Annotated in this window: 19 protein-coding genes and 1 rRNA gene; 8 read left to right on the plus strand and 12 right to left on the minus strand. The window is 73.6% G+C overall.

The window, feature by feature from the left end; all coding sequences use genetic code 11:
• The 3 genes from ACFPP6_RS09985 to ACFPP6_RS09995 all read right to left on the minus strand — a co-directional run.
• A 16S ribosomal RNA gene (locus ACFPP6_RS09985) occupies positions 1–108 on the minus strand; the annotation flags it as partial.
• 618 nt (positions 109–726) lie between these two features.
• The gene (locus ACFPP6_RS09990) at positions 727–1,200 is read right to left on the minus strand and encodes a hypothetical protein (protein WP_382039260.1); all 474 of its coding nucleotides are present in this window, start codon (positions 1,198–1,200) and stop codon (positions 727–729) included.
• Positions 1,201–1,274: 74 nt separating this feature from the next.
• A complete protein-coding gene (locus ACFPP6_RS09995; protein WP_382039262.1) occupies positions 1,275–1,661 on the minus strand; it encodes an SH3 domain-containing protein in 387 nt (128 codons plus the stop codon).
• A gap of 197 nt (positions 1,662–1,858) precedes the next feature.
• On the opposite strand from ACFPP6_RS09995, the gene ACFPP6_RS10000 reads away from it, so the two are divergent.
• A complete protein-coding gene (locus ACFPP6_RS10000; RefSeq protein WP_382039264.1) occupies positions 1,859–4,105 on the plus strand; it encodes a protein kinase domain-containing protein in 2,247 nt (748 codons plus the stop codon).
• Between the two features lie 191 nt (positions 4,106–4,296).
• Here the strand turns inward: ACFPP6_RS10000 and ilvD are convergent, their stop codons facing one another.
• The 4 genes from ilvD to ACFPP6_RS10020 form a co-directional block, all read right to left on the minus strand.
• Positions 4,297–6,150 (minus strand): dihydroxy-acid dehydratase, encoded by a 1,854-nt coding sequence (gene ilvD, locus ACFPP6_RS10005; RefSeq protein WP_382039265.1) that lies wholly within the window; start codon positions 6,148–6,150, stop codon positions 4,297–4,299.
• Positions 6,151–6,337: 187 nt separating this feature from the next.
• Entirely contained in the window at positions 6,338–7,033 is a 696-nt protein-coding gene (locus ACFPP6_RS10010; RefSeq protein WP_382039267.1) for a TetR/AcrR family transcriptional regulator, read from the minus strand.
• On the minus strand, positions 7,030–7,854 hold the full coding sequence (locus tag ACFPP6_RS10015) for a sugar phosphate isomerase/epimerase family protein (protein WP_079110629.1): 825 nt from the start codon (positions 7,852–7,854) through the stop codon (positions 7,030–7,032). Before ACFPP6_RS10015 ends, ACFPP6_RS10010 begins: the two co-directional genes overlap by 4 nt.
• Positions 7,855–7,990: 136 nt before the next feature.
• Positions 7,991–8,932: a Ppx/GppA family phosphatase gene (locus ACFPP6_RS10020; protein WP_382039269.1), complete on the minus strand. Its 942-nt coding sequence runs from the start codon at positions 8,930–8,932 to the stop codon at positions 7,991–7,993.
• A gap of 45 nt (positions 8,933–8,977) precedes the next feature.
• On the opposite strand from ACFPP6_RS10020, the gene ACFPP6_RS10025 reads away from it, so the two are divergent.
• Positions 8,978–9,874, plus strand: a complete 897-nt coding sequence (locus tag ACFPP6_RS10025; RefSeq protein ID WP_382039271.1) for a DUF3109 family protein — start codon at positions 8,978–8,980, stop codon at positions 9,872–9,874.
• A gap of 473 nt (positions 9,875–10,347) precedes the next feature.
• Here the strand turns inward: ACFPP6_RS10025 and ACFPP6_RS10030 are convergent, their stop codons facing one another.
• Positions 10,348–12,102 (minus strand): BACON domain-containing protein, encoded by a 1,755-nt coding sequence (locus tag ACFPP6_RS10030; RefSeq protein WP_382039273.1) that lies wholly within the window; start codon positions 12,100–12,102, stop codon positions 10,348–10,350.
• 243 nt (positions 12,103–12,345) lie between these two features.
• On the opposite strand from ACFPP6_RS10030, the gene radA reads away from it, so the two are divergent.
• Both radA and disA read left to right on the plus strand, forming a co-directional pair.
• Positions 12,346–13,803: a DNA repair protein RadA gene (gene radA / locus ACFPP6_RS10035; protein ID WP_382039275.1), complete on the plus strand. Its 1,458-nt coding sequence runs from the start codon at positions 12,346–12,348 to the stop codon at positions 13,801–13,803.
• 120 nt (positions 13,804–13,923) lie between these two features.
• Complete coding sequence (gene disA / locus ACFPP6_RS10040) at positions 13,924–15,048, plus strand: DNA integrity scanning diadenylate cyclase DisA (RefSeq protein WP_058045652.1); 1,125 nt, start codon at positions 13,924–13,926, stop codon at positions 15,046–15,048.
• A 206-nt stretch (positions 15,049–15,254) separates the two neighbouring features.
• Here the strand turns inward: disA and ACFPP6_RS10045 are convergent, their stop codons facing one another.
• Positions 15,255–16,082: a hypothetical protein gene (locus ACFPP6_RS10045; RefSeq protein ID WP_382039277.1), complete on the minus strand. Its 828-nt coding sequence runs from the start codon at positions 16,080–16,082 to the stop codon at positions 15,255–15,257.
• Positions 16,083–16,266: 184 nt separating this feature from the next.
• Between ACFPP6_RS10045 and ACFPP6_RS10050 the strand changes: the two genes are divergently transcribed.
• Positions 16,267–16,857: a phosphatase PAP2 family protein gene (locus tag ACFPP6_RS10050; protein ID WP_382039279.1), complete on the plus strand. Its 591-nt coding sequence runs from the start codon at positions 16,267–16,269 to the stop codon at positions 16,855–16,857.
• 24 nt (positions 16,858–16,881) lie between these two features.
• Here the strand turns inward: ACFPP6_RS10050 and ACFPP6_RS10055 are convergent, their stop codons facing one another.
• The 3 genes from ACFPP6_RS10055 to ACFPP6_RS10065 are packed head-to-tail and all read right to left on the minus strand — an operon-like array spanning position 16,882 to position 19,748.
• Positions 16,882–17,406 carry a pyridoxamine 5'-phosphate oxidase gene (locus ACFPP6_RS10055; protein ID WP_382039281.1) on the minus strand — a complete coding sequence of 175 codons (525 nt, stop codon included), beginning with the start codon at positions 17,404–17,406 and terminating at the stop codon, positions 16,882–16,884.
• A gap of 48 nt (positions 17,407–17,454) precedes the next feature.
• Positions 17,455–18,087: a response regulator gene (locus ACFPP6_RS10060; RefSeq protein ID WP_382040113.1), complete on the minus strand. Its 633-nt coding sequence runs from the start codon at positions 18,085–18,087 to the stop codon at positions 17,455–17,457.
• A 35-nt stretch (positions 18,088–18,122) separates the two neighbouring features.
• Positions 18,123–19,748: a sensor histidine kinase gene (locus ACFPP6_RS10065; RefSeq protein WP_382039283.1), complete on the minus strand. Its 1,626-nt coding sequence runs from the start codon at positions 19,746–19,748 to the stop codon at positions 18,123–18,125.
• A gap of 121 nt (positions 19,749–19,869) precedes the next feature.
• On the opposite strand from ACFPP6_RS10065, the gene ACFPP6_RS10070 reads away from it, so the two are divergent.
• The 3 genes from ACFPP6_RS10070 (at position 19,870) to ACFPP6_RS10080 (ending at position 22,212) form a co-directional block, all read left to right on the plus strand.
• Complete coding sequence (locus ACFPP6_RS10070) at positions 19,870–20,796, plus strand: HhH-GPD family protein (RefSeq protein ID WP_382039285.1); 927 nt, start codon at positions 19,870–19,872, stop codon at positions 20,794–20,796.
• A 211-nt stretch (positions 20,797–21,007) separates the two neighbouring features.
• On the plus strand, positions 21,008–21,556 hold the full coding sequence (locus ACFPP6_RS10075; RefSeq protein WP_058045648.1) for a SigE family RNA polymerase sigma factor: 549 nt from the start codon (positions 21,008–21,010) through the stop codon (positions 21,554–21,556).
• Positions 21,544–22,212: a hypothetical protein gene (locus ACFPP6_RS10080; RefSeq protein WP_382039287.1), complete on the plus strand. Its 669-nt coding sequence runs from the start codon at positions 21,544–21,546 to the stop codon at positions 22,210–22,212. The genes ACFPP6_RS10075 and ACFPP6_RS10080 overlap by 13 nt, the downstream gene beginning before the upstream one ends.
• Positions 22,213–22,216 lie beyond the last annotated feature (4 nt).

Consider the following 22,216-nt stretch of genomic DNA (forward strand, 5'->3'; position numbering starts at 1 on the left):
ACTCACCCGTTCGCCACTAATCCACCCCGAAGGGCTTCATCGTTCGACTTGCATGTGTTAAGCACGCCGCCAGCGTTCGTCCTGAGCCAGGATCAAACTCTCCGTGAATGTTTACCGGTAATCCGGTGTGACACTCGCGTTGAGCGGAACGACCAGGAGGAATAATCCCGGTCGTTCACAGCGTCCTCGCTGTGTTGCCTGCTCGCTCCCGAAGGACCGGCAGGACTTTCAAAGGAACCGCGTCCCGGTCAGAACTGACCGAGGACGGGGTATTTTATAGTCTGGCGTTGACTTTTGGCACGCTGTTGAGTTCTCAAGGAACGGACGCTTCCTTTGTACTCACCCTCTCGGGCTTTCCTCCGGGCGCTTCCCTTCGTTGTTTCCAACCTTACCAGATCCGTTTTCCGGTCCGTTTCCGGTCCGAATTCCGTTTCCGGCCCCCTGTTGGAGCGGGGTTTGTTTCGCGCCTTCCGGCGTGATCACTACTTTAGCGGATTTCCCCGGTGACTCCTAATCGGAGTCCGAGGCCTTCACAGTCCGAATTTCGGCACACCGAAATCCATCCCGTTCAGGGGCCGTGCAGTGGTGATTGCCGCCGGTGCGGCTCGAGTGGCTGCCCCGCTGTCCTTGCGGACCCCGCGGCAACTCGGAGAACACTACACGAGGTTTGGGGGCCGTGTTGCCACCCCCCTGAGGTGTTCGCCCGGCGCTCGCCCGGCGCTCCCCCTAGCGCTTGCGGCGGCGCTTCCGCTCGCCCCGCCGCTCGTACCGCGCGACGGCCTCCTCGTACTCCCGGCGGTGGAGCTGCTCGCCGGGTGCTTCCTTGAGCGTGCGGAGCGCGTAGGCGAGCAGGGCGCCGACGAAGCCGATCATCATCAGGCTCTGCATCGACCGCTCGGCGTGGGGGTCGGCCCCGGGGTCGGGGCGGCGGCCGAAGCGTTCCCAGGTGCGGCGGAAGGCCAGGGCGCTGCACACCGCGAACGCGACGACCACCATGGTGTTGACCAGGCCGCCCACCTGGGCGATGGCCAGGCCCTCGTAGCCGAAGCGGAGGACCAGTGCTCCCGCCGCGGCGGCGGCCAGTGCGCCGAGGCCCGCGCCGACGCGGCGCAGCGCGTACCCGCCGTCGTGATTCAGCCACGTGGTGCCGAAGAACCTGATCGGTTCCGGCTGGGGTCCTTCCGGCAGCTCTTCGCTCATGTCTCGATTATCCCGGCCGAGGTCAGAAGCCGACGGGAGCGTCAGGAGCCGGCAGGAGCCGCCGGAAGCCGCCGTCAGGAGCAGCGGATGGTCACAAAGCCGTCGCTGCCCGTCTTCACGTACGCGTCGGACACGTACTGGCCGGGGGCGATGCTGTCCCAGATGTCGGTGGTGCCGTAGGGGCCGGTGATCGTTTCGCCGCGGGTCTGGCAGCGGATCGCGATGCGGGAGTCCTCCGGGAGGACGCGGACGATCTGGCTGCCGGTGTTCGGGCCGCGGCGTACGTTGACCTGCTCGCCCGGGGCGACCGGGTAGTAGATGGTGCCGGCCGCCGACCGGGCGGACAGCGCGTCGTTCTCGATTGCGTGGCCGACACTGCTGGCACTGCCGACACTTCCGGCACTGCCGGCGCCGTCGATCCCGTCGGCCCCATCCGTCTCGTTGATCTCGCTGGTGGCCATTTTCGGCCCCTCCCCCGCTTGAGCGTTCACCGTCGATCAATGACGTGTTGATCAATGCTGTGTAGATCAAAGACATGCAATGTCATGTGCAGTGCAGGCTAGCAAGGCGCGGCACGGCTTCCCGGGATTGCCGGATGTCATCGATTAGGCTCCGGAAGCCGCGCACCTCGCGGCCGACAGACAACGGGGGTGGGGGAATGCCGCCGCTGCGCAGTGCCGGGACGGGCCCGGAAGCGGAGGATCCGGAATTCGCCGGCCGGTACCGGCTCGAAGGGCGTCTCGGCTCCGGCGGCATGGGGGTCGTGCACCTGGCCCGCTCCTCCTCCGGAATGCGCCTCGCGGTCAAGGTGGTGCACGCCGAGTACGCGGAGGATCCCGAGTTCAGGGCGCGGTTCCGGCAGGAGGTCGCGGCCGCCCGGCGCGTGAGCGGCGCGTTCACCGCGCCCCTGGTGGACGCCGACCCCGACGGCGAGCGGCCCTGGATGGCCACCCTCTACATCCCCGGGCCCACCCTCTCCGAGCGCGTGAAGCGGAACGGGCCTCTCGGACCGGCGGAGGTGCGGCGCCTGGCGGCCGGGCTGGCCGAGGCGCTGCGGGACATCCACCGGGCCGGCGTCGTGCACCGGGATCTCAAGCCGAGCAACGTGCTGCTCGCCGAGGACGGGCCCAAGGTCATCGACTTCGGCATCTCCCGCCCCTACGACAGCGAGCTGCGGACCGAGACCGGGAAGCTGATCGGTACGCCGCCGTTCATGGCGCCGGAGCAGTTCCAGCGGCCGCGCGAGGTGGGGCCCGCGGCGGATGTGTTCGCGCTGGCCTCGCTGCTCGTGCACGCCGCGACCGGGCGGGGGCCGTTCGAGTCGGAGAGCCCGTACATCGTCGCGTACCAGGTGGTGCACACCGAGCCGGATCTGACGGGGGTGCCGGCCGATCTCGTACCGCTGATCCAGGACTGCCTGGCGAAGGAGCCGGAGCAGCGTCCGACGCCGGACGAGATCATGGCTCGGCTGCCGCGGGTTCCGCAGTACGGCGGGGGGCGTCTCGTCGAGGCGGCCGGGCCGGACGCGTCCGTGCCGACGCATGTCCGCGTCCCCCACGCTCGCGAGGACGCCCCGGCCTCTCCCCCTTCTTCCTCCTCTCCTCCCTCTCCTCCCTCTTCTCTCTCCGGGCCCGCCGCCCCGGCCTCTCCCCTCCCCCGGCGGCGGCGCCGTCTGCCGTGGCTCGTCGCCGCCGGTCTCGCGACCGCCGCGCTCGTCGCCGGCGGGACGTGGGCGCTGAGCCGCAGCGGCGATGCGGACCGGCCGCTGCAGACGGGGCCCACCATGGCCTCGGCGGACTGGCGGCCGTGGGAGACGTCCGTCGTGCCGGAGGCTGCGGCGGGGGACGGCACGGTGCGGGCGGGGTCCTGTGTGTACGGAGGGGACGCGCTGTACTGCTCCGCGCGAGGTGTGCAGGCGGCTCGTATCGACGCCGCCGACGGCAAGGTCGCCTGGCGGAGGAGCGCCGACGAGGGAGGCTCCGGGGCCGCCTCCACCGCTGCCGTCCCCGCCCCCGTGGTCTCCGGCGGTCTCGTCCACGTCCTGTCGGGGGACGGCGGGCGGCTGTCGGCACTGGACCCGGCGGGCGGTGAGCCGCGCTGGACGCGGGACGTGTCCGCGTACCGCGGCCGGGTGTACCACGCGGGCGACACCGTGCTGCTGGTCGCCGCCGACGGAACGGTGACGGCCGTCGACGGCGGTACGAACAAGGAGCGCTGGCGGCACGGGCTGGGGCTGCCGGAGCGGTCCAAGCCGGTCTTCTCGTTCTACGGCCGGGGGCCGGTGTACGCCGTGGCGCCGGCCGGTCAGGGCCGCCACCGCACGCGGATCCTCGCGGTCGACCCGGCGCGGGGGACGACGCTGTGGGACCGTACGGCCGACGGCGACCTGACCGCGGTCGGGGCCGGGGCCGGAGCGGGCGGTGCGCTGTTGCTGACGGCTCCCGACAAGGACAACCGGGTGGCGGCCGTCGTCCGGTACGAGCCGGGCACGCGGCGCGAGACACGCGTGCCGCTCGCGACGCCGCTCAACGTGGCGAGCGCGGTCGCTGCGGCCCGGGGTGACGCGGTGTATCTGCTGTCCACGGACGGCGGGCTGACGGCTGTGGGGACTGCTGAGCGCCGGGGGCAGCTGTGGCGGCTGGACACGTCCGTGGCCAATGCGTCCGCGCTGGTCGCCGCCGACGGCGACCGGGTGTACTTCTCGGCGGCGGACGGACGGCTGCTGGCCGTCGGCACGGCCAAGGGGACGCTGCTCGGGCAGACGTCCCCCCGCCTGACCCGGGCCGGGCGCGGCTACCTCGATCTGCTGCCGGCGCCGGTCGCGGCGGACGGCCGGGTCTTCGGTGCGGCGCCGGACGGCACGGTGTTCGCGGTGAGCGCCCGGGACCCGGCGAGCTGGCACTGACGTCGGCCACCGGCCGAACCGAGAACTGCCCGGGCTCGCCCGGTGCGGCACCGCCGGTCACCGCCGTCGGGGTCGCTCACCATCGCGGCGGAAGGATGGTGCCGGTTCCCGGCACCCATACATTCCCGGTCCGGCAGCGCCGACGGGTTACGAGCTGCCAGCGTTCAAGCCCGCCCGCTCAAGCCCGTCAGTCAGCCTTCCAGAAGGCTGACGTCCCGCACCGCGCCCCGGTCCGCGCTCGTCGCCATCGCCGCGTACGCCCGCAGCGCCGCCGAGACCTTGCGTTCGCGGTTCTTCGGGGCGTACGTGCCGCCGAGGGCCTCGCGGCGGGCGGCGAGCTCGGGCTCGTCGACGAGGAGTTCGATCGAGCGGTTGGGGATGTCGATGCGGATGCGGTCGCCGTCCTGCACCAGGGCGATCGTGCCGCCCGAGGCCGCCTCCGGCGAGGCGTGGCCGATCGACAGGCCCGACGTGCCGCCGGAGAAGCGGCCGTCGGTGACGAGCGCGCAGGCCTTGCCGAGGCCGCGGCCCTTGAGGAAGGACGTGGGGTAGAGCATCTCCTGCATGCCGGGGCCGCCGCGCGGGCCCTCGTAGCGGATGACGACGACGTCGCCCTCCTTCACCGACTTGGTGAGGATCTTGTCGACCGCCTCCTCCTGCGATTCGCAGACGACGGCCGGGCCCTCGAAGGTCCAGATCGACTCGTCGACACCGGCGGTCTTCACCACGCAGCCGTCCACGGCGAGGTTGCCCTTCAGCACCGCCAGGCCGCCGTCCTTGGAGTAGGCGTGGGCGGCGTCGCGGATGCAGCCGCCCGCGGCGTCCACGTCGAGGGACTCCCAGCGCTCGGACTGGGAGAAGGCGGTGGCGGAGCGGACGCAGCCGGGGGCGGCGTGCCACAGCTCGACGGCCTCGGGGGTGGGCGAGCCGCCGCGCACGTCCCACGCCTCCAGCCATTCCTTGATGCCGGGCGAGTGGACGGTGTGCACGTCCTCGTTGAGGAGGCCCGCGCGGTAGAGCTCGCCGAGGATGGCGGGGATGCCGCCGGCGCGGTGCACGTCCTCCATGTAGTACGTGCCGCCGGGGGCGACGTTCGGGGCGACCTTGGCGAGGCAGGGGACGCGGCGCGAGACGGCGTCGATGTCGCTGAGGTCGTAGTCCAGCCCGGCCTCCTGGGCGGCGGCGAGCAGGTGCAGGATCGTGTTGGTCGAGCCGCCCATGGCGATGTCGAGGGCCATGGCGTTGTCGAAGGCGGCGCGGGTGGCGATGTTGCGCGGGAGGACGGAGTCGTCGCCGTCCTCGTAGTAGCGCTTGGTGATCTCGACGACCGTGCGGGCGGCGTTCTCGTAGAGGGCCTTGCGGGCCGTGTGCGTGGCGAGGACGGAGCCGTTGCCCGGCAGGGAGAGGCCGATGGCCTCGGTGAGGCAGTTCATGGAGTTGGCGGTGAACATACCGGAACAGGAGCCGCAGGTCGGGCAGGCGTTCTCCTCGATGCGCAGCACGTCCTCGTCGGAGACGTTCTCGTTGACCGCGTCGACGATGGCGTTGATGAGGTCGAGCTTGCGGACCGTGCCGTCGACGAGGGTGGCCTGGCCGGCCTCCATGGGGCCGCCGGAGACGAAGACCACGGGGATGTTGAGGCGCATGGCGGCCATCAGCATGCCGGGGGTGATCTTGTCGCAGTTGGAGATGCAGATCAGGGCGTCGGCGCAGTGGGCCTCGACCATGTACTCGACGGAGTCGGCGATGAGGTCGCGGGAGGGCAGCGAGTAGAGCATGCCGGCGTGGCCCATGGCGATGCCGTCGTCGACGGCGATGGTGTTGAACTCGCGCGGGACCGCGCCCGCCGCCTTGATCGCCTCGGAGACGATCCGGCCGACCGGGGCGAGGTGGGTGTGGCCCGGGACGAACTCGGTGAAGGAGTTGGCCACGGCGATGATCGGCTTGCCGATGTCCTCGCTCGCTACGCCCGAGGCCCGCATGAGGGCGCGGGCGCCCGCCATGTTGCGGCCGTGGGTGACGGTGCGGGACCTCAGCTCGGGCATCCTGCTCCACTCCTCGCAGTGTGTGGCGCCGCGTCGGCGTATCGACGTGTCGGCGTCCTTCGAGCCTACGCCCGCCCTCCAGGGTTCGGACAGTTTTTCCGCCATGTGAGACGCGCGTCCGCGGTGCAGGCCGGGGCGCGCGTCGGCGGCGGCGCGGGCGCCGTTGCCCCTGCCCCGCCGGGCGCCGTCACACGCCTCCCGCCAGGTGCCGCTGCACCGCCGGCGCCACCATCGCGATCACCTGCTCCAGATCCGCCGACGCCAGCGGCTCGACCTTGATCACGTAGCGCAGCATGGCGACGCCGACGAGGTGGGCCGCGGCCAGCTCCGAACGCAGCTTCGGGTCGGGGATGTCGAGCTCGCCCGCGATGCGGGCCATCAGCCGGGTGGTGACGAGGTCGCGGAAGACGGCCGCGGCGGTCTCGTTGGCGACGGCCGAGCGGACGATCGCGAGCAGTTGTTCGCGAGTGTCCGGGTTCTCCCACACGCCGAGGATGAAGCGGGTGAGCCGCTCCCCCAGGGCGTCCGGGCCGCCGGCCTGGACGACGTCCGGCGCTTCGAGTGCGGGGGCGAAGTCGGTGGCGATGGCGGCCGCGAAGATCTGTTCCTTGGGGCCGTAGTAGTGGTGGACGAGCGCCGGGTCGACGTCCGCGCCCCTCGCGATGGCGCGGATGGACGCCTTGTCGTAGCCGCGCTCGGCGAATTCGGCGCGGGCGGCGGCGAGGATGCGCTCGCGGGCGCCGGGGCCGCTGCCCGCGTCCGTCCGGGCGGGCCGCCCGCGCCTCCTGGGGGCTCCGGCGCCGCCGGCTCCGGCGCCACTGCCGCTTCCGGCACCACCACTTCCGGCACCGGCCGCGGCCCCGCCCGCCACTGGCGCGCTCACGGCCGCGGCACGCGGCTGGGCGAGGCCAGGTGCAGCCGGGTGAAGGCGAGGGCCTCGGCGAGGTCGGCCTCGCGCTCGGCCGCGGACATCGCGCGCCGGGTGTTGACCTCGATCACCACGTGGCCGTCGAAGCCGCGGGTCGCGAGGCGCTCCAGCAGCTCGGCGCAGGGCTGCTTGCCGCGGCCGGGCACGAGGTGCTCGTCCTTGGCGGAGCCGTTGCCGTCGGCGAGGTGGACGTGGGCGAGCCGGTCGCCCATCCGGTCGATCATCGCGATGGCGTCCGTCCGGGCGGTGGACGTGTGCGAGAGGTCGACGGTGAAGTGGCGGTAGTCGTCCTTGGTGACGTCCCAGTCGGGCGCGTAGGCGAGCATCTCGCGGTCGCGGTAGCGCCACGGGTACATGTTCTCGACGGCGAAGCGGACGTCGGTCTCGTCGGCCATCCGCCAGACGCCTCGGACGAACTCGCGGGCGTAACCGCGCTGCCAGCGGAAGGGCGGGTGCACCACGACGGTGCTCGCGCCGAGCTTCTCGGCGGCCGCCCGGGCGCGCTGGAGCTTCACCCACGGATCGGTCGACCAGACGCGCTGGGTGATCAGCAGGCAGGGTGCGTGCACGGCCAGGATCGGCACCTGGTGGTAGTCCGAGAGGCGGCGGAGCGCCTCGATGTCCTGGCTGACCGGGTCGGTCCAGACCATGACCTCGACACCGTCGTAGCCCAGGCGTGCGGCGATCTCGAAGGCCGTCGCCGTCGACTCGGGATAGACCGAGGCCGTGGACAGCGCGACCTTCGCATCCGGGATGCGCACCACTGGCTCTGTCACGAAGGACAGCGTACGACCGCCTCTCGTACGGTGTGCGGGTACCTCCGATGTGGCGGGTCAGCTCTCCCCGATGCGGCGGGTGGGCTCTCCCTCTCGCTTCCCCGGTGCGGCGGGTCGGTTCTCCGTCCGTTCCCCGTCAGTTCTCCCCCGGCGTCGGCAGATGGTCCAGCCTGCGCAGGATGACCCCCTCCCGCAGCGCCCACGGGCAGATCTCCAGCTCGTCCACCCCGAACAGGTCCATCGCGCCCTCGGCGACCAGCGCCCCGGCCAGCAGCTGGTGCGCCCGGCCCTCCGACACGCCGGGCAGCTGGGCGCGCTGGGCCGTGGTCATGGTGGCGAGCCGGGGGACCCAGTCCTCCAGGGCGCGGCGGCCGAGGGCGCGCTGGACGTAGAGGCCCTCGGTGGAGCGGGCGGCGCCGGCGATGCGGGCGAGCTGTTTGAAGGTCTTGGAGGTGGCGACGACGCGGTCGGGCGGGCCGAGGCGCACGAAGTCGCCGACGATGCGGGCGATCTGGGCCCGGACGTGGCGGCGCAGGGCCCGGACGTCCGTGGGGTCGGACGGGTCGCCGGGCAGCCAGGCGGTGGTGAGGCGGCCGGCGCCGAGGGGGAGGGAGGCGGCGGCGTCCGGTTCCTCGTCCAGGCCGAGGGCGATCTCCAGGGAGCCGCCGCCGATGTCGAGCACCAGAAGCTTTCCGGCCGACCAGCCGAACCAGCGGCGGGCGGCCAGGAAGGTCAGGCGCGCCTCCTCGTCGCCGGTCAGAACCGGCAGCGTGAGACCGGTCTCCTTCTGCACCCGGGCCAGGACCGTGTCGGCGTTGGCGGCCTCGCGGACCGCGGAGGTGGCGAAGGGCAGGACGTCCTCGCAGCCCTTGTCCTCGGCGGCCTGCAGGGCGTCCTGGAGTACGGCGACGAGGCGGTCTATGCCCTTGTCGCTGATCGCCCCGTCCCGGTCGATGAGCTGGGCGAGGCGCAGCTCGGCCTTGTGCGAGTGGGCGGGCAGCGGGCGCGCGCCCGGGTGCGCGTCCACCACGAGCAGATGGACCGTATTCGAACCCACGTCGAGGACACCGAGTCTCATGGCCTGAACGCTACTGCGGGGGCCGGGGGCGCATAGGCTTGTGGGGTGGCAAAGACGAAGAAGGCCAAGCAGGGCAAGCAGGGCAAAAAGCGCGACCGCTCCGCCGCGGCCTCCAGCACCTCGGTGACCTCGAAGAACGCGCCGGCCCCGGTGGCGGCAGCGGCCCCGGTGGCACCGGCGAAGCGGCCGGAGGTCTCCGACGAGGTCGGGCTCGACTTCGCCCGCGCCTGGGTCGAGTTCCCGGACCCGGCCGACGACGAACAGGTCTTCCGCTGCGACCTGACGTGGCTGACGTCGCGCTGGACGTGCATCTTCGGCAGCGGGTGCCAGGGCATCCAGGCCGGCCGCGCCGACGACGGCTGCTGCACGCTGGGCGCGCACTTCTCCGACGAGGACGACGAGCAGCGGGTCGCCGGGCACGTGGCGCGGCTCACGCCCGAGATCTGGCAGTTCCACGACGTGGGCACGGACTCCGGCTGGACCCAGCTCGACGAGGACGGCGACCGCCAGACGCGCCGCTGGAAGGGCTCGTGCATCTTCCAGAACCGGCCGGGCTTCGCCGGCGGCGCGGGGTGCTCGCTGCACATCCTGGCCCTGAAGGAGGGCCGCGAGCCGCTCGAGACCAAACCGGACGTGTGCTGGCAGCTGCCGGTGCGGCGGACGTACGACTGGATCGACCGGCCGGACGACACGCGCGTCCTGCAGATCTCCATCGGGGAGTACGACCGCCGCGGCTGGGGCCCCGGCGGCCACGACCTGCACTGGTGGTGCACCTCGGCGACGTCGGCGCACGGCGCCGGCGACCCGGTGTACGTGACGTACCGGCCGGAGCTCACGGAAATGATGGGCAAGGAGGCCTACGAGCGGCTGGTCGAGCTCTGCGAGGAGCGAATGGCTGCGCTGCTGCCGATGGCCCCGCATCCGGCGGACGCCCGCCCGTAACCACGGGGTGCCTGGCGGCGGGCGTGCTGCCAGGGGGCGGCCGGCCTGTCCGGCACCGCCGGGCCGCGATGTCGTGGTGGCGCGCCGTCGCGGCGGAGGATCCATGGCCGGCTCGGCATGAGCACCTGCCGCATAGGGCGGACGCGCAGCCCTGACACCAGGCGGCCGGTCCGGCACCGCCGGTCTGCGGCATCGTGGTTACGCGCCGTCGCGGCGGAGGATGCATGGCCCGGCGGCATAGGCGCCTGCCGCATCCAGCGGACGCACGGCCCTGACACCAGGCGGCGGGCCTGCCGCCAGGGTGCCTGTCGGCCGGTCCGGCACCGCCGGGCCGCGACATCGTGGTTGCGCGCCGTCGCGGCGGAGGATGCATCGCCGGATCGGCATGAGGGCCTGGTGCACGCACCCTTGAATCCGCCGCAACGGCGCGCCACCACAGCGGCGGAGCCCGGCGGTGCCGAGCCGGGCTCGGGTTACGGCGGTGTCGAGCCCGCCGGTGCCGGGGGTGTGCCTGCCGGCGTCGCCGGAGGCTGGGTCGCCGCGGGGGACGAGACCACCGGGCGGCCCCGGCCGTCGATCGTGATCGCCGTGCCGCCCGGCGCGACGGTCACCCGCGCGCGCCACGGCCCCACCGGCTCCCGCTCGCCGTCGACTTCGATCACTACGGTCACGGTCTGCCCGGGCTGCAGCACGCCGCCCGGCCGGCTCAGCCGCAGCCAGGGCGCGTCGGCCGTCATCGACCAGACCACCGCCTGCCCGCCGCTCGCCGTCAGCGTGACGACCGTGGCGGTTCCGCTGGGCTGCGCCGCGACGGTCAGCCGGCCGGGGCCGGGCGCCCGGGCGGCGGGCGGCGCGGAAGGCGCGGCGGCACCGCCCGCCGGGGAGGGCGGGGCGGTGCCGGGCCGCGGGGGCGGTACGGGTCTGCCGTCCGGCCCGATGACCGCCACCGAGACCCCGGCGACCACCCGCCCGGGCGTGGCGCCCGTGCCGACCGGACGCGGGGCGGGCCCCGGCCCCCGGTAGGGGCGCTCGCCGGTGGCGCCGGACTCCTTCGAGGCGACGGCCGCGGGGTCCGGGCGCGTCTCCCCCGTCTCCGGCGCGCCGCTCCACGCGGCCCACAGGGCGAGCACGGGCGCGGCGATGACCGTGGCGACGACGGTCGTGGTGACGGCCCGGCTGCGCAGGCGGCCGCGGCGCGCCGTGCGGTCCTTGGGGTCGACGGGGTAGCCGCGCCGGTCGAAGCGGGGTGCGGCGGGCGCCTGGGCGCCGCGCTGCCGGCCCGCGCTCACGGCGGACAGCATGGCGGCGTAGGCGGCGGCCCGGGGTGCCTGGAGGAGGGGCAGGGGGGCCGAGGAGGCGGTCGTACCGGGCCAGGGCTCGCCGGCGGTGGACCGCTCGGCGGTGCGGCGGCAGTCGGCGCAGTCGTCGACGTGCCGTACGAGCTCGCGCCGCAGGGCCGCGCCGAGCAGCACCTGGGTGTCGCCCGCGAAGCGGGCGACGACGGGGCAGCGGCCCGATTCCACGACGGCCAGCGCCGTCCGCGTGCGCTCGACCTCGCAGGCCGCGGAGGACATCAGGGCGCGCGCGTCCTCGGTCTCCAGGCCGAGGACGGCCGCGACCTCGGGGGCGGTCAGGCCGTGCCGGACGGCCAGTTCGAGCGCTTCGCGCTGCTCGGCGGTGGTCCCGGCGGCCTCGGGCCAGGCGAGCAGGGCGAGCTCGGCCCGGCGGTAGGAATCCGGCTGGGCGGGCGGCTCGGAGCCCGGGGCGTCCGGGTTCTCCGGGGCGACGAGCCGGCGCAGGCAGGCCCAGCGGGCGAGTGCGTAGAGCCAGGAGCGGCGCAGTTCCTCGTCGGCGGGGGCGCGCTCGGCCCGCTTCTCGGCGAGGGCGAGGGCTTCGCCGAGGGCGGCGGTCGCGGCGTCGTGCTCGCACAGCACCGACAGGCAGTAGGTGAAGAGCCCGTCGAGGTGGGGGTCGTAGCGGAGGGGCGGCTGCTGGGCGAGGGTGTCGTGCGGGCCGGCGGGCACGGCGGGGATGCGGGCCGTCTCGGCCACCGCGGCGGCGGCCGCCGCGGCCTCGTGGGCGGGCTGCGCCTCGTACTCCGGCTGCTCCTCGTAGGCCGGCTGTGCGTTCTGATTGTCCCGAGGCGGGCGGGCCTCGCGCGGCGCACCGCGGTGTGCGCGGTGCGCGCCGGTGGCATGCGGTCGGTGCTCTGGCCTCCTGGTCATCATCCCGGCGACGGTAGGCGGGTGACGGGCCGTTGCCGCCACTGCCGACGCAGGTTTAACCCATTCGGGTGACGTTCTCCCACAAAATAGGGACACGGCTGCGCTGTCCCCCCTGTGTTTGCGGGGGAAGCCCCGCCGGACCGCAGAAACAGACGGCTCCGCGGTTCTGGTAATGGACGGAGCCCTGCGCACCCCGTGCCGGACGGGGGCCCCGGAATGTCAGTGGCCCCCGCTACGGTGGCTCGCATGGCTGCCCGCACTTCTCGCTCGTCCGCCAAGGACCGGCCCTCCTACCGCTGCACCGAGTGCGGCTGGACCACCGTCAAGTGGCTCGGCCGCTGCCCCGAGTGCCAGGCGTGGGGCACGGTCGAGGAGTACGGCGCGCCCGCCGTGCGGACGACCGCGCCCGGCCGGGTCTCCTCGGCCGCGCTGCCCATCGGCCAGGTCGACGGCCGGCAGGCCACGGCGCGCAGCACGGGTGTGGACGAGCTGGACCGCGTCCTGGGCGGCGGGCTCGTGCCCGGTGCGGTGGTGCTGATCGCGGGCGAGCCGGGCGTCGGCAAGTCCACGCTCCTGCTGGACGTGGCGGCGAAGGCCGCGTCCGAGGAGCACCGCACGCTCTATGTGACGGGTGAGGAGTCCGCGAGCCAGGTGCGCATGCGCGCGGACCGCATCAATGCGATCGACGACCACCTCTATCTGGCGGCGGAGACGGATCTGGCCGCCGTGCTGGGCCACCTCGACTCCGTCAAGCCGTCCCTGCTGATCCTGGACTCGGTGCAGACGGTGGCCTCGCCGGAGATCGACGGCGCCCCGGGCGGCATGGCGCAGGTGCGCGAGGTGGCGGGCGCGCTGATCCGGGCCTCCAAGGAGCGGGGCATGGCCACGCTCCTGGTCGGTCACGTCACCAAGGACGGCGCGATCGCGGGCCCGCGCCTGCTGGAGCACCTGGTCGACGTGGTCCTGAGCTTCGAGGGCGACCGGCACGCGCGGCTGCGCCTGGTGCGCGGCGTGAAGAACCGCTACGGGGCGACGGACGAGGTCGGCTGCTTCGAGCTGCACGACGAGGGCATCACCGGTCTGGCCGATCCGAGCGGCCTGTTCCTCACCCGCCGTGACGAGCCCGTCCCGGGCACGTGCCTGACGGTCACGCTGGAGGGGCGCCGCCCGCTGGTGGCCGAGGTGCAGGCGCTGACGGTCGATTCGCAGATCCCCTCGCCCCGCCGCACCACCTCGGGCCTGGAGACCTCGCGGGTGTCGATGATGCTGGCGGTGCTGGAGCAGCGGGGCCGGATCAGCGCGCTGGGCAAGCGGGACATCTACAGCGCCACGGTGGGCGGCGTGAAGCTGTCCGAGCCGGCCGCGGACCTGGCCGTGGCGCTGGCCCTGGCGAGCGCCGCGAGCGACACCCCGCTGCCGAAGAACCTGGTGGCGATCGGCGAGGTGGGCCTGGCCGGCGAGGTCCGCCGGGTCACCGGAGTGCAGCGCCGGCTGGCGGAGGCGGCCCGGCTGGGCTTCACCCACGCACTGGTCCCGGGCGACCCCGGAAAGGTCCCCGCCGGCATGCGCGTGGTGGAGGTGGCGGACATAGGCGAGGCGCTTCGAGTGCTGCCCAAGCGGGTACCCCGGGAGAACCGGCGCAGAGCCGGGTCGGACGACCGAGCCGGGGAGAGCCCTGTCCAAGCGGGTGGGGGCCCTCTTTAATAGGCTGGACGAATAGGCTGGACGCCCGCATACGCCAGTAGACTTTGCCCTGGTCTCGCCCGTACGTACGGATAGCAGGGCGGCCTGCGGCACCGTTGACCTTGCGACCGGAGGAGTGCAGTGGCAGCCAACGACCGGGCATCGGGCCCCGGCAAGGCCGGGGGTTCCTCCGGTGCCGACGGTCTGATGCGCGCCTCGCTGAGCGCCGTCGCGCCCGGCACGGCCTTGCGCGACGGCCTCGAACGCATCCTCCGCGGCAATACGGGCGGTCTCATCGTCCTGGGCATGGACAAGACGGTGGAGTCCATGTGCACGGGCGGTTTCGTCCTGGACGTGGAGTTCACCGCCACCCGCCTGCGCGAGCTCTGCAAGCTGGACGGCGCCCTGATCCTCGACAAGGACATCACCAAGATCGTGCGGGCGGGCGTGCAGCTCCTGCCGGACGCGTCGATCCCCACCGAGGAGACGGGCACCCGGCACCGTACGGCGCAGCGCGTCTCCATCCAGTGCGGCTTCCCCGTGGTCTCCGTCAGCCAGTCGATGCGTCTGATCGCGCTGTACGTGGGTGGCGAGCGGCGCGTGCTGGAGGAGTCCGGGGCGATCCTCTCCCGGGCCAACCAGGCCCTGGCCACCCTGGAGCGCTACAAGCTCCGGCTGGACGAGGTCGCCGGCACCCTCTCCGCCCTGGAGATCGAGGATCTGGTCACCGTCCGCGACGTGACCGCGGTCTGCCAGCGCCTGGAGCTGGTGCGCCGCATCGCCACGGAGATCGCGGAGTACGTGGTGGAGCTGGGCACCGACGGCCGCCTGCTCTCCCTCCAGCTGGACGAGCTGATCGCGGGCGTCGAGCCCGAGCGCGACCTGGTCGTGCGGGACTACGTGCCGGAGCCGACCGCCAAGCGCACCCGCACGGTCCCCGAGGCCCTGTCCGAGCTGGACGCCCTCACCCACCCCGAGCTGCTGGAACTGCCCATCGTGGCGCGCGCCCTGGGCTACAGCGGCTCTCCGGAGACGCTGGACTCGGCGGTCTCGCCGCGCGGCTACCGCCTGCTGGCGAAGGTGCCGCGCCTGCCGGGCGCGATCATAGAGCGGCTGGTCGACCACTTCGGCGGGCTGCAGAAGCTTCTGGCCGCCAGTGTGGACGACCTGCAGACGGTCGACGGCGTCGGCGAGGCCCGCGCCCGCTCGGTCCGCGAGGGGCTGTCGCGGCTGGCGGAGTCCTCGATCCTCGAACGCTACGTCTGAGGCTTCTGCGTACGCCTGAGGCCCCTGCGCCCGCCGCCTGAGGACCCTGCGTCCGTCCGTCAGAGGACCCTCCGTCAGAAGCCCCCGCACCCGAGGGCCGGGCCCTCGAACGTCCCCTTCAGGACGGATCGGCCGTACGGCTCCCGCCGCACCCGGGTCGAACGGCCGGGCGGCGCGGCCGCACGCCCGGTCGTCAACCCTTTTCGTCAGGCCTTCTCCAGGGTGAATTCCACCTTTTCGGTGACGCCCGCGATCCTGACCTCGGCCCGGTACTTACCGGCACCCGCCGCACCCTCGCCGGAAGGCGTCGCACAGCGCGGGGCGCTGCGCTTGCGGTCCCATTCCACCGTGCGCTTCGTCTCGCCCGAACCGGGGAGCTCGACCAGCACCGCGCCCGTGGCACGGGGGCAGTCGTCGGAGGCCCACACGTGGTCGTCCCCGTCGATATGCGCAATCTTCAGAATGGCGGCGGTGGAACCGAAGTTCACCTTGCAGGCACTTCCGCCGGAGTTCTTCACGACGATCTCGAACTTCGGCTTCTCGTCGGGCCCGTAGGAGTCCTTCACACTGCGGATCGCGAGCCGCACCGAGCCGGGCCCGCAGTCGGGCAGGGACGAGCCGGCCGGAACGGCCTTGCCGTCGCCGGTGCCGAGCGCGCCGCTGCCGCCGCCGCCCGTGCCCGTCGTCCCGCCGCCGCCCGTGCCGGAACCACCGGTCCCCGCGGCGCCGCCGCCGGAGCGGCCGTCACCGGCACCGCCGCCGGTGCCGCCGCTGCCCGACTCGCCGCGCCCGCCCGGGCGTTGGCTGAAGTGCGGGCCGGAGGGCACCGGTCCGGGGGTGATGGTGGTGTTGTCGGCCGGGTTCTTCCCGTCCGAGCCCTTGCCCTGGTCATCACCTGAGCCACCGTCACCCCCGAGGGTGACGAACCAGAGCCCGACGAGAACGAGAAGGCCGAGCAGGCCAAGCGCAACTGCCCTCCGCCGCCAATAGATGGAGGAGGGAAGCGGCCCGATCGGATTGCGCAGAGATCCCACGCGAAGACTCTACGAGACATCGGCGGGGGCACCAGCCCATACCCGCCGGGTGGGTGCCCGATTTTCTCATCATCAGCCCGCCGTCAGGCGGTTTTCGCGGGCCGCCGCCTGACGAAAGTCGGATGGACTGCCTGCCGATAGCCCGGTGTGGCGCCGAAGTGACGGACCGTAGGCTCCCGGAACCATGGACACCGTGGACAACGACCTCTATCGCGACGTCACCGAATTCGCCCGCTCCACACCGGAGTGGGTGCACAGCCTTGCGGAAATCGGCACGGAGGCCGGGCTGTTGCTGCTGATGGCCGTGGCCGTCGCCGTCTGGTGGCGCAACAGGCGGACGGGGGCGCGCGGCGTCGCCCTCGCGCTGCTCGTACCGGTCACGACCGCGGTCGCCTACGGGATCAGCGAGATCGTCAAGATCCTGGTCGACGAGGAGCGGCCGTGCCGGGCGGTCCGGGGCGCGGTCGCCTCGCTCGCGCCCTGCCCGCCGCACGGCGACTGGTCGTTCCCCAGCAACCACGCGACGCTCGCGGCGGCGCTGGCCACCGGAATCGTCCTCGCACGACGGGTGCTGGCGTGGGCCGTGCTGCCCATGGCCCTGCTCGTCGCCTTCTCGCGGGTCTTCCTCGGCGTGCACTACCCGCACGACGTGGCCGTGGGCCTCCTGCTCGGTGCCGCCGTGGCGCTCCTGGGCGGGCTGCTGCTCGCACGGTGGGCCACCTCGCTCGTGGACCGGGCGGGCCGGGGGCGGCTGCGGGTGCTGGTGCGGGCGTAAGGTCCCGCAGGGCTCACGCGGGCCTCACGCCGTGGGGCGCGTCCACTCCGTCTTGTGGCCGAAGCCCTGGCCGTTGTCGATCAGCCGCAGCCAGTCGGGGCGCAGCTCCCACAGGTCGGTGCGCTCCATCGCCTGCCGGAGCCGGTCGTTGTGGTCGACGTACGGGAAGCGCTCGGTGTACGCGCGCCACCCGGCCTCGCGCTCCGCGCCCTCCAGGCGGCGGCAGGTGCCGCGCCCTTGAAGGCCCGTCAGGGCCGTCCACACCTGCCCGTCGCGCTGGGCGGTGAACGCGACCCGGGCGCCCGCGCCCGGGTCGCCCGTGCTCGCGGCGACGAGGGCGCGGCCGTGCCGGGTGGTGGCCGAGGTGACAAAAAGCAGCGCGGTGGCGTCGTCGCCGGGCGGTCCGGCCGGGTCGGCGGGCCCGGCGAGGGCGTAGAGCACCGCGCACGCCTGCGGGCCGTCCTCGTCCGCGTAGGCCAGGGTGAGGGTCGAGTGCGCGTCGAGAGCCGCCCGGATCTCGCGCGGCGGCCGCTGCTCCGTATCGCTCATGGCCCCATTCCACCGCGTCCGGCCGGAGCCGACCAATCGGGGGGCCGGTCAGCCCACGGCCGAACCGGTCACCAGCCCCGCCTCGTGGGCGACGATCGCGGCCTGCACCCGGTTGCCGACACCCAGCCGGTCGAGGACCGCGCTGACGTAGCCCTTGACGGTGCCCTCCACCAGGTGGAGGCGCCGGCCGATCTCGGCGTTCGGGAGCCCTTCGCCCAGCAGGGCGAGGACCTCGCGCTCGCGGGCCGTCAGCCCGGCGATCCGGGCGCGGGCGGCGGCTCCGCGCGTCAGGCGCTCGCCGCCGAGCCCGGCGATGACGTGCAGGGCGACCTTGGGGGAGAGGTAGGCGCCGCCGTCCGCGACGGCGCGGACACCGGCCATCAGTTCGTAGGGGTCGCCGGACTTGAGCAGGAAGCCGGTGGCGCCGCCGCCCAGGGCGCGGGAGACGTAGGCGTCCTCGGAGAAGGTGGTGAGGATCGCGACGGCCGTGCCGGGCGCGCTGCGGCGGATCTCCTCGCAGGCGGCGAGGCCGTCCAGACGGGGCATGCGGATGTCGAGGAGCGCCACGTCCGGGCGGTGGGCGCGGGCGGCTTCGACGGCCTCGTGGCCGTCCGCCGCCTCCGCGACCACCTCGATGCCGGGGTCGGCGGACAGGATCGCGCAGACTCCGGCGCGGATCATCGCCTCGTCGTCGGCGACGAGGACTTTGACGGTGCTCACCGCGGCCACTCCTTCTCTTCCTGTTCCACGGCGCCCGAGGCGCCGGCGCGCGGGATGCGGCTCTTGGCGACGAGGTGCCCGTCGCGGAAGCAGAGCCGGAAATGGTCGACGCTGACGAAGAGTTCGCCGCTCGCCCGGTAGTAGCGGCACTCCGCGCCGGCGGGCGGACCCACCGGGGCCCGGTCGGCCGGCGGGTCGGCGACCTGCCGGTCCGGCAGGAACGGCGCGACGTCGGCGTACGGCGCACCGACGTCCAAGGCCGCGTAATCGGCGGGCTTCAGGACCGAGTGGCCCTTGACGTACGCGTACCAGCCGAAGGCCGCGGCGACGAAGACGGCACCGGCGGCTGCCGCGAGGGCGAAGGGGACGGCGAACCGCCGCCGGGCGGTGCGGTGGGCCTGTGCGAGGCCCGCCGGTTGTCCGGACCCTCCGGCCATCGGGGGCCGGGGTGCGGGGCCGAGCCCCGGCTCGTGCGGCAGCCGCGCGCTCACCTCGAACCCGCCGTCGTCCCCGGAGGGGCCCGCCGTGAACTCGCCGCCCGCGAGCGCCACCCGCTCCCGCAGGCCCAGCAGGCCCGTACCGCCTCCGGGTGCCGGGGACGCGGCCGCGGGCCCGGGGCCCGGGCCGGTCACGACCGTCACGGAGGTCTCCCCCGCCCCGCTCGTCACGGTCACCGAAACCTCCGCCCCCGGCGCGTGCTTGGCCGCGTTCGTCAGCGCCTCCTGGACGACGCGGTACGCGGCCCGCTCCACGAGCGGGGGCAGCGCCGTCCCGCGGGACAGCCGGGCGCGTACGGGCAGGCCCGAGGCCGCCGCGCGGTCCACGAGGGCGCGGAGCGAGTCGTCCGGCGGGGTCAGCGGCGCGGGCGCGGCCGGGCCGGCGTCGCGGAGGACGCCGATGATGTCGCGGAGCCGGTCCGTCGCCGATGCCGCGGCCTCGCGCAGCTCCGCCGCGGCCGCCCGGTGCGCCGCGTCGAGGCCGGGTGCGACCTGCAGGGCCCCGGCGCGCAGGGCGATCAGGCTCAGTTCGTGGCCGAGGGAGTCGTGCATGTCCTGGGCGATGCGGGTGCGTTCGCGCAGCCGGGCCCGGTCCGCGACGATCTCCTGCTCGCGCTCCAGCTGCGCCGCCCGGCTCCAGCCCGCGGCGACGAGCTCGCGGGCCTGGCGCCGGTACCGGCCGGCCAGCCAGGGGAAGACCGCGCCGAAGAGCAACGTGCCGGTCAGAACCAGCCATTCGACGACGGGGTCGACGTCGCGGGCGAGGACGAGCAGCGTGCCGGCGGCCGCGACGGCCGGGAAGGCGTACAGCGCGGGGCGGGCGGCGGCCGAGCGGCGGCCCAGCAGGTAGGCGAGGACGGAGAGCGCGGGCCCGTAGGAGAGCGTGAAGAGGGAGGGGGACGTGGCGAGCCCGAGTCCGGCGGCGAGGGCCAGGGCGAGCACCGGGCGGGCCCGGGAGGCGGCCACGGCCACGGCGAGGACGGCCGCGCCGGCCGCGCTCTGCCACCAGGGCCGGGGCGCGTTCACGCCGGTCAGGTCCGCGAGTGCGCCGGGCACGGCGAGCACCGCCCACAGCAGGGCGTCGGGCAGGGCCCCGGGCGAGGCGGTGATCGTGCGGCGGCTCACCGGTCCGACGGTACAAGCCGGCCCGTCCGCGCACCCCTGACGAAAGTCAGACGAAAGTCAGGGGAAACGGGGCCCGGCGCGTTTCTCCGTCGTGCGCGGCCGTGCCAGGATCGGAAGCGCCATGACTGTCACAGACCGCACCACCACCCGTTCCGAGTCCTCCTCCGAGCCCCTTCCCGGGGAGCTCCACGGCCCGGTCATCGACTGGTTCGCCGCGAACGCCCGCGATCTGCCCTGGCGCCGCCCCGAAGCCGGCGCCTGGGGCGTGATGGTCAGCGAGTTCATGCTGCAGCAGACGCCGGTCAGCCGGGTGCTGCCCGTCTACGAGCAGTGGCTCGCGCGCTGGCCGCGCCCGGCGGACCTGGCGGCTGAGCCGCCCGGGGAGGCGGTGCGCGCGTGGGGCCGGCTGGGCTATCCGCGGCGGGCGCTGCGGCTGCACGCCGCCGCGATGGCGATCACGGAGGTGCACGGCGGCGACGTGCCGCGCGACCACGCCAAGCTGCTGGCCCTGCCGGGCGTCGGCGAGTACACGGCGGCCGCGGTGGCCTCCTTCGCCTACGGGCAGCGGCACGCGGTCCTCGACACCAACGTGCGCAGGGTGTTCGCGCGCGCCGTGAGCGGCGCGCAGTACCCGCCGAACGCGACCACCGCTGCCGAGCGCAAGCTGGCCCGGTCGCTGCTGCCGGAGACCGAGCCGGTGGCCGCCCGCTGGGCCGCGGCGACCATGGAGCTCGGTGCTCTGGTGTGCACGGCGCGCACGCCGGTGTGCGGGCGCTGCCCGATCGCCGACCGGTGTGCCTGGCGCGCCGCGGGATCCCCCGCGCACGACGGCCCGCCGCGCCGCGGCCAGACGTACGCGGGGACGGACCGGCAGGTGCGCGGCAAGCTGCTCGCGGTGCTGCGCGAGGCGATGGAGCCCGTACCGCAGGTGGTGCTGGACGCGGTGTGGGACGAGCCGGTGCAGCGGGCCCGGGCGCTGGACGGGCTGGTGGCGGACGGCCTGGTGGAGCCGCTGGCCGGCGGCAGGTACCGGCTGCCGCTCACGTAACCGCGAAAGGGGGCTCCCGAACGGGACAGAGCCCCCTTTTCACGCCCTACCGCCCCTGCTCCCGCACCGCTGTTACACAACCTATGGACAGCTGTGCACCTGCCGCAGTGCTGCCGCACATCACGTCGCAACAGCTCCTCCGTAGCGTCCTACCCGTGCTGGGAGACCACCAGCGTGACGCGGGGAATGCAAGCGGAATGGAGGCTGCGAGATGGCCAGCAGCGGCAAGGTTCTGGACTTCGAGGAGTACGTGCGCAACCGTCAGGACGCCCTCCTGCGCAGCGCCCGCCGTCTCGTGCCGGACCCCATCGACGCCCAGGACCTCCTCCAGACCGCACTGGTGCGCACCTACGGCCGCTGGGAAGGCATAGCGGACAAGTCGCTGGCCGACGCCTACCTCCGCCGCGTCATGATCAACACTCGTACGGAGTGGTGGCGCGCCCGCAAGCTCGACGAGGTGCCCACCGAGCAGCTCCCCGACGCGAGCGTCGAGGACAGCACGGAGCAGCACGCCGACCGCGCCCTGCTGATGGACGTCCTCGGGGTCCTGGCGCCCAAGCAGCGCAGCGTCGTCGTGCTGCGACACTGGGAGCAGATGAGCACCGAGGAGACCGCGGAGGCGCTCGGCATGTCGACCGGCACGGTCAAGAGCACGCTGCACCGGGCCCTGGCCCGGCTGCGCCAGGAGCTGGAGAGCCGCGACCTGGACTTCCACGCCCTCGAGCGCAACGAGCGGGGGCAGGAACGGTGCGCAGCCTGAAAAAGGCGGCTCCCCCCAGGCCGGTACTGATCACCGGCGGCACGGTCACAGCGCTGGCCGCGGCCGCCGGTCTTCTGCTTGCCGGATGCGATGCGGGCAGCGAGGGCGTCCGCAAGGAAGGCACCGCGCAGACGCAGTCCGCGGCGAAGCCGACCCGCGTGCCCTCGGCCTCGGCGACGGCGGACCGGCCGCACGAGAAGATCGACGCGGTAAAGCTGATCAAGAACGATCCGAAGATCGGCAGCCAGGTCAAGAAGGACCTGAAGCCGTGCGTGAAGAACCAGTACCCGCTGGACGTGATCTACGGGAAGCTGACCGACGGCAGCCGTGACGACATCATCGTCAACATCCTCACGTGCGGCGATTCCGTGGGCGTGGGCTCATATGTGTACCGTGCGAAGAGCGACGGCTCCTACGAGAACGTGTTCATGATCGAGCAGGCGCCCGTCTACTCCGAGATCGACCGCCGCGACCTCCGCGTCACCAAGCAGGTGTACGGCCCCGGTGACGCGGTCTGCTGCGCCTCGGGCGAAGATGTCATGACGTACCACTGGTCGGGTACGGAGTTCCGGGAGACCGGTCGCACGCACACCGACTACAGCAAGGTCGGCAACACCGACAAGGGCGATCTCCCCAGCGTGGGGACGGAGGGCTGAGGGC

Origin of the sequence: Streptomyces aureoversilis (genome assembly GCF_042657885.1) — a bacterium.
GTDB lineage: Bacteria > Actinomycetota > Actinomycetes > Streptomycetales > Streptomycetaceae > Streptomyces > Streptomyces aureoversilis.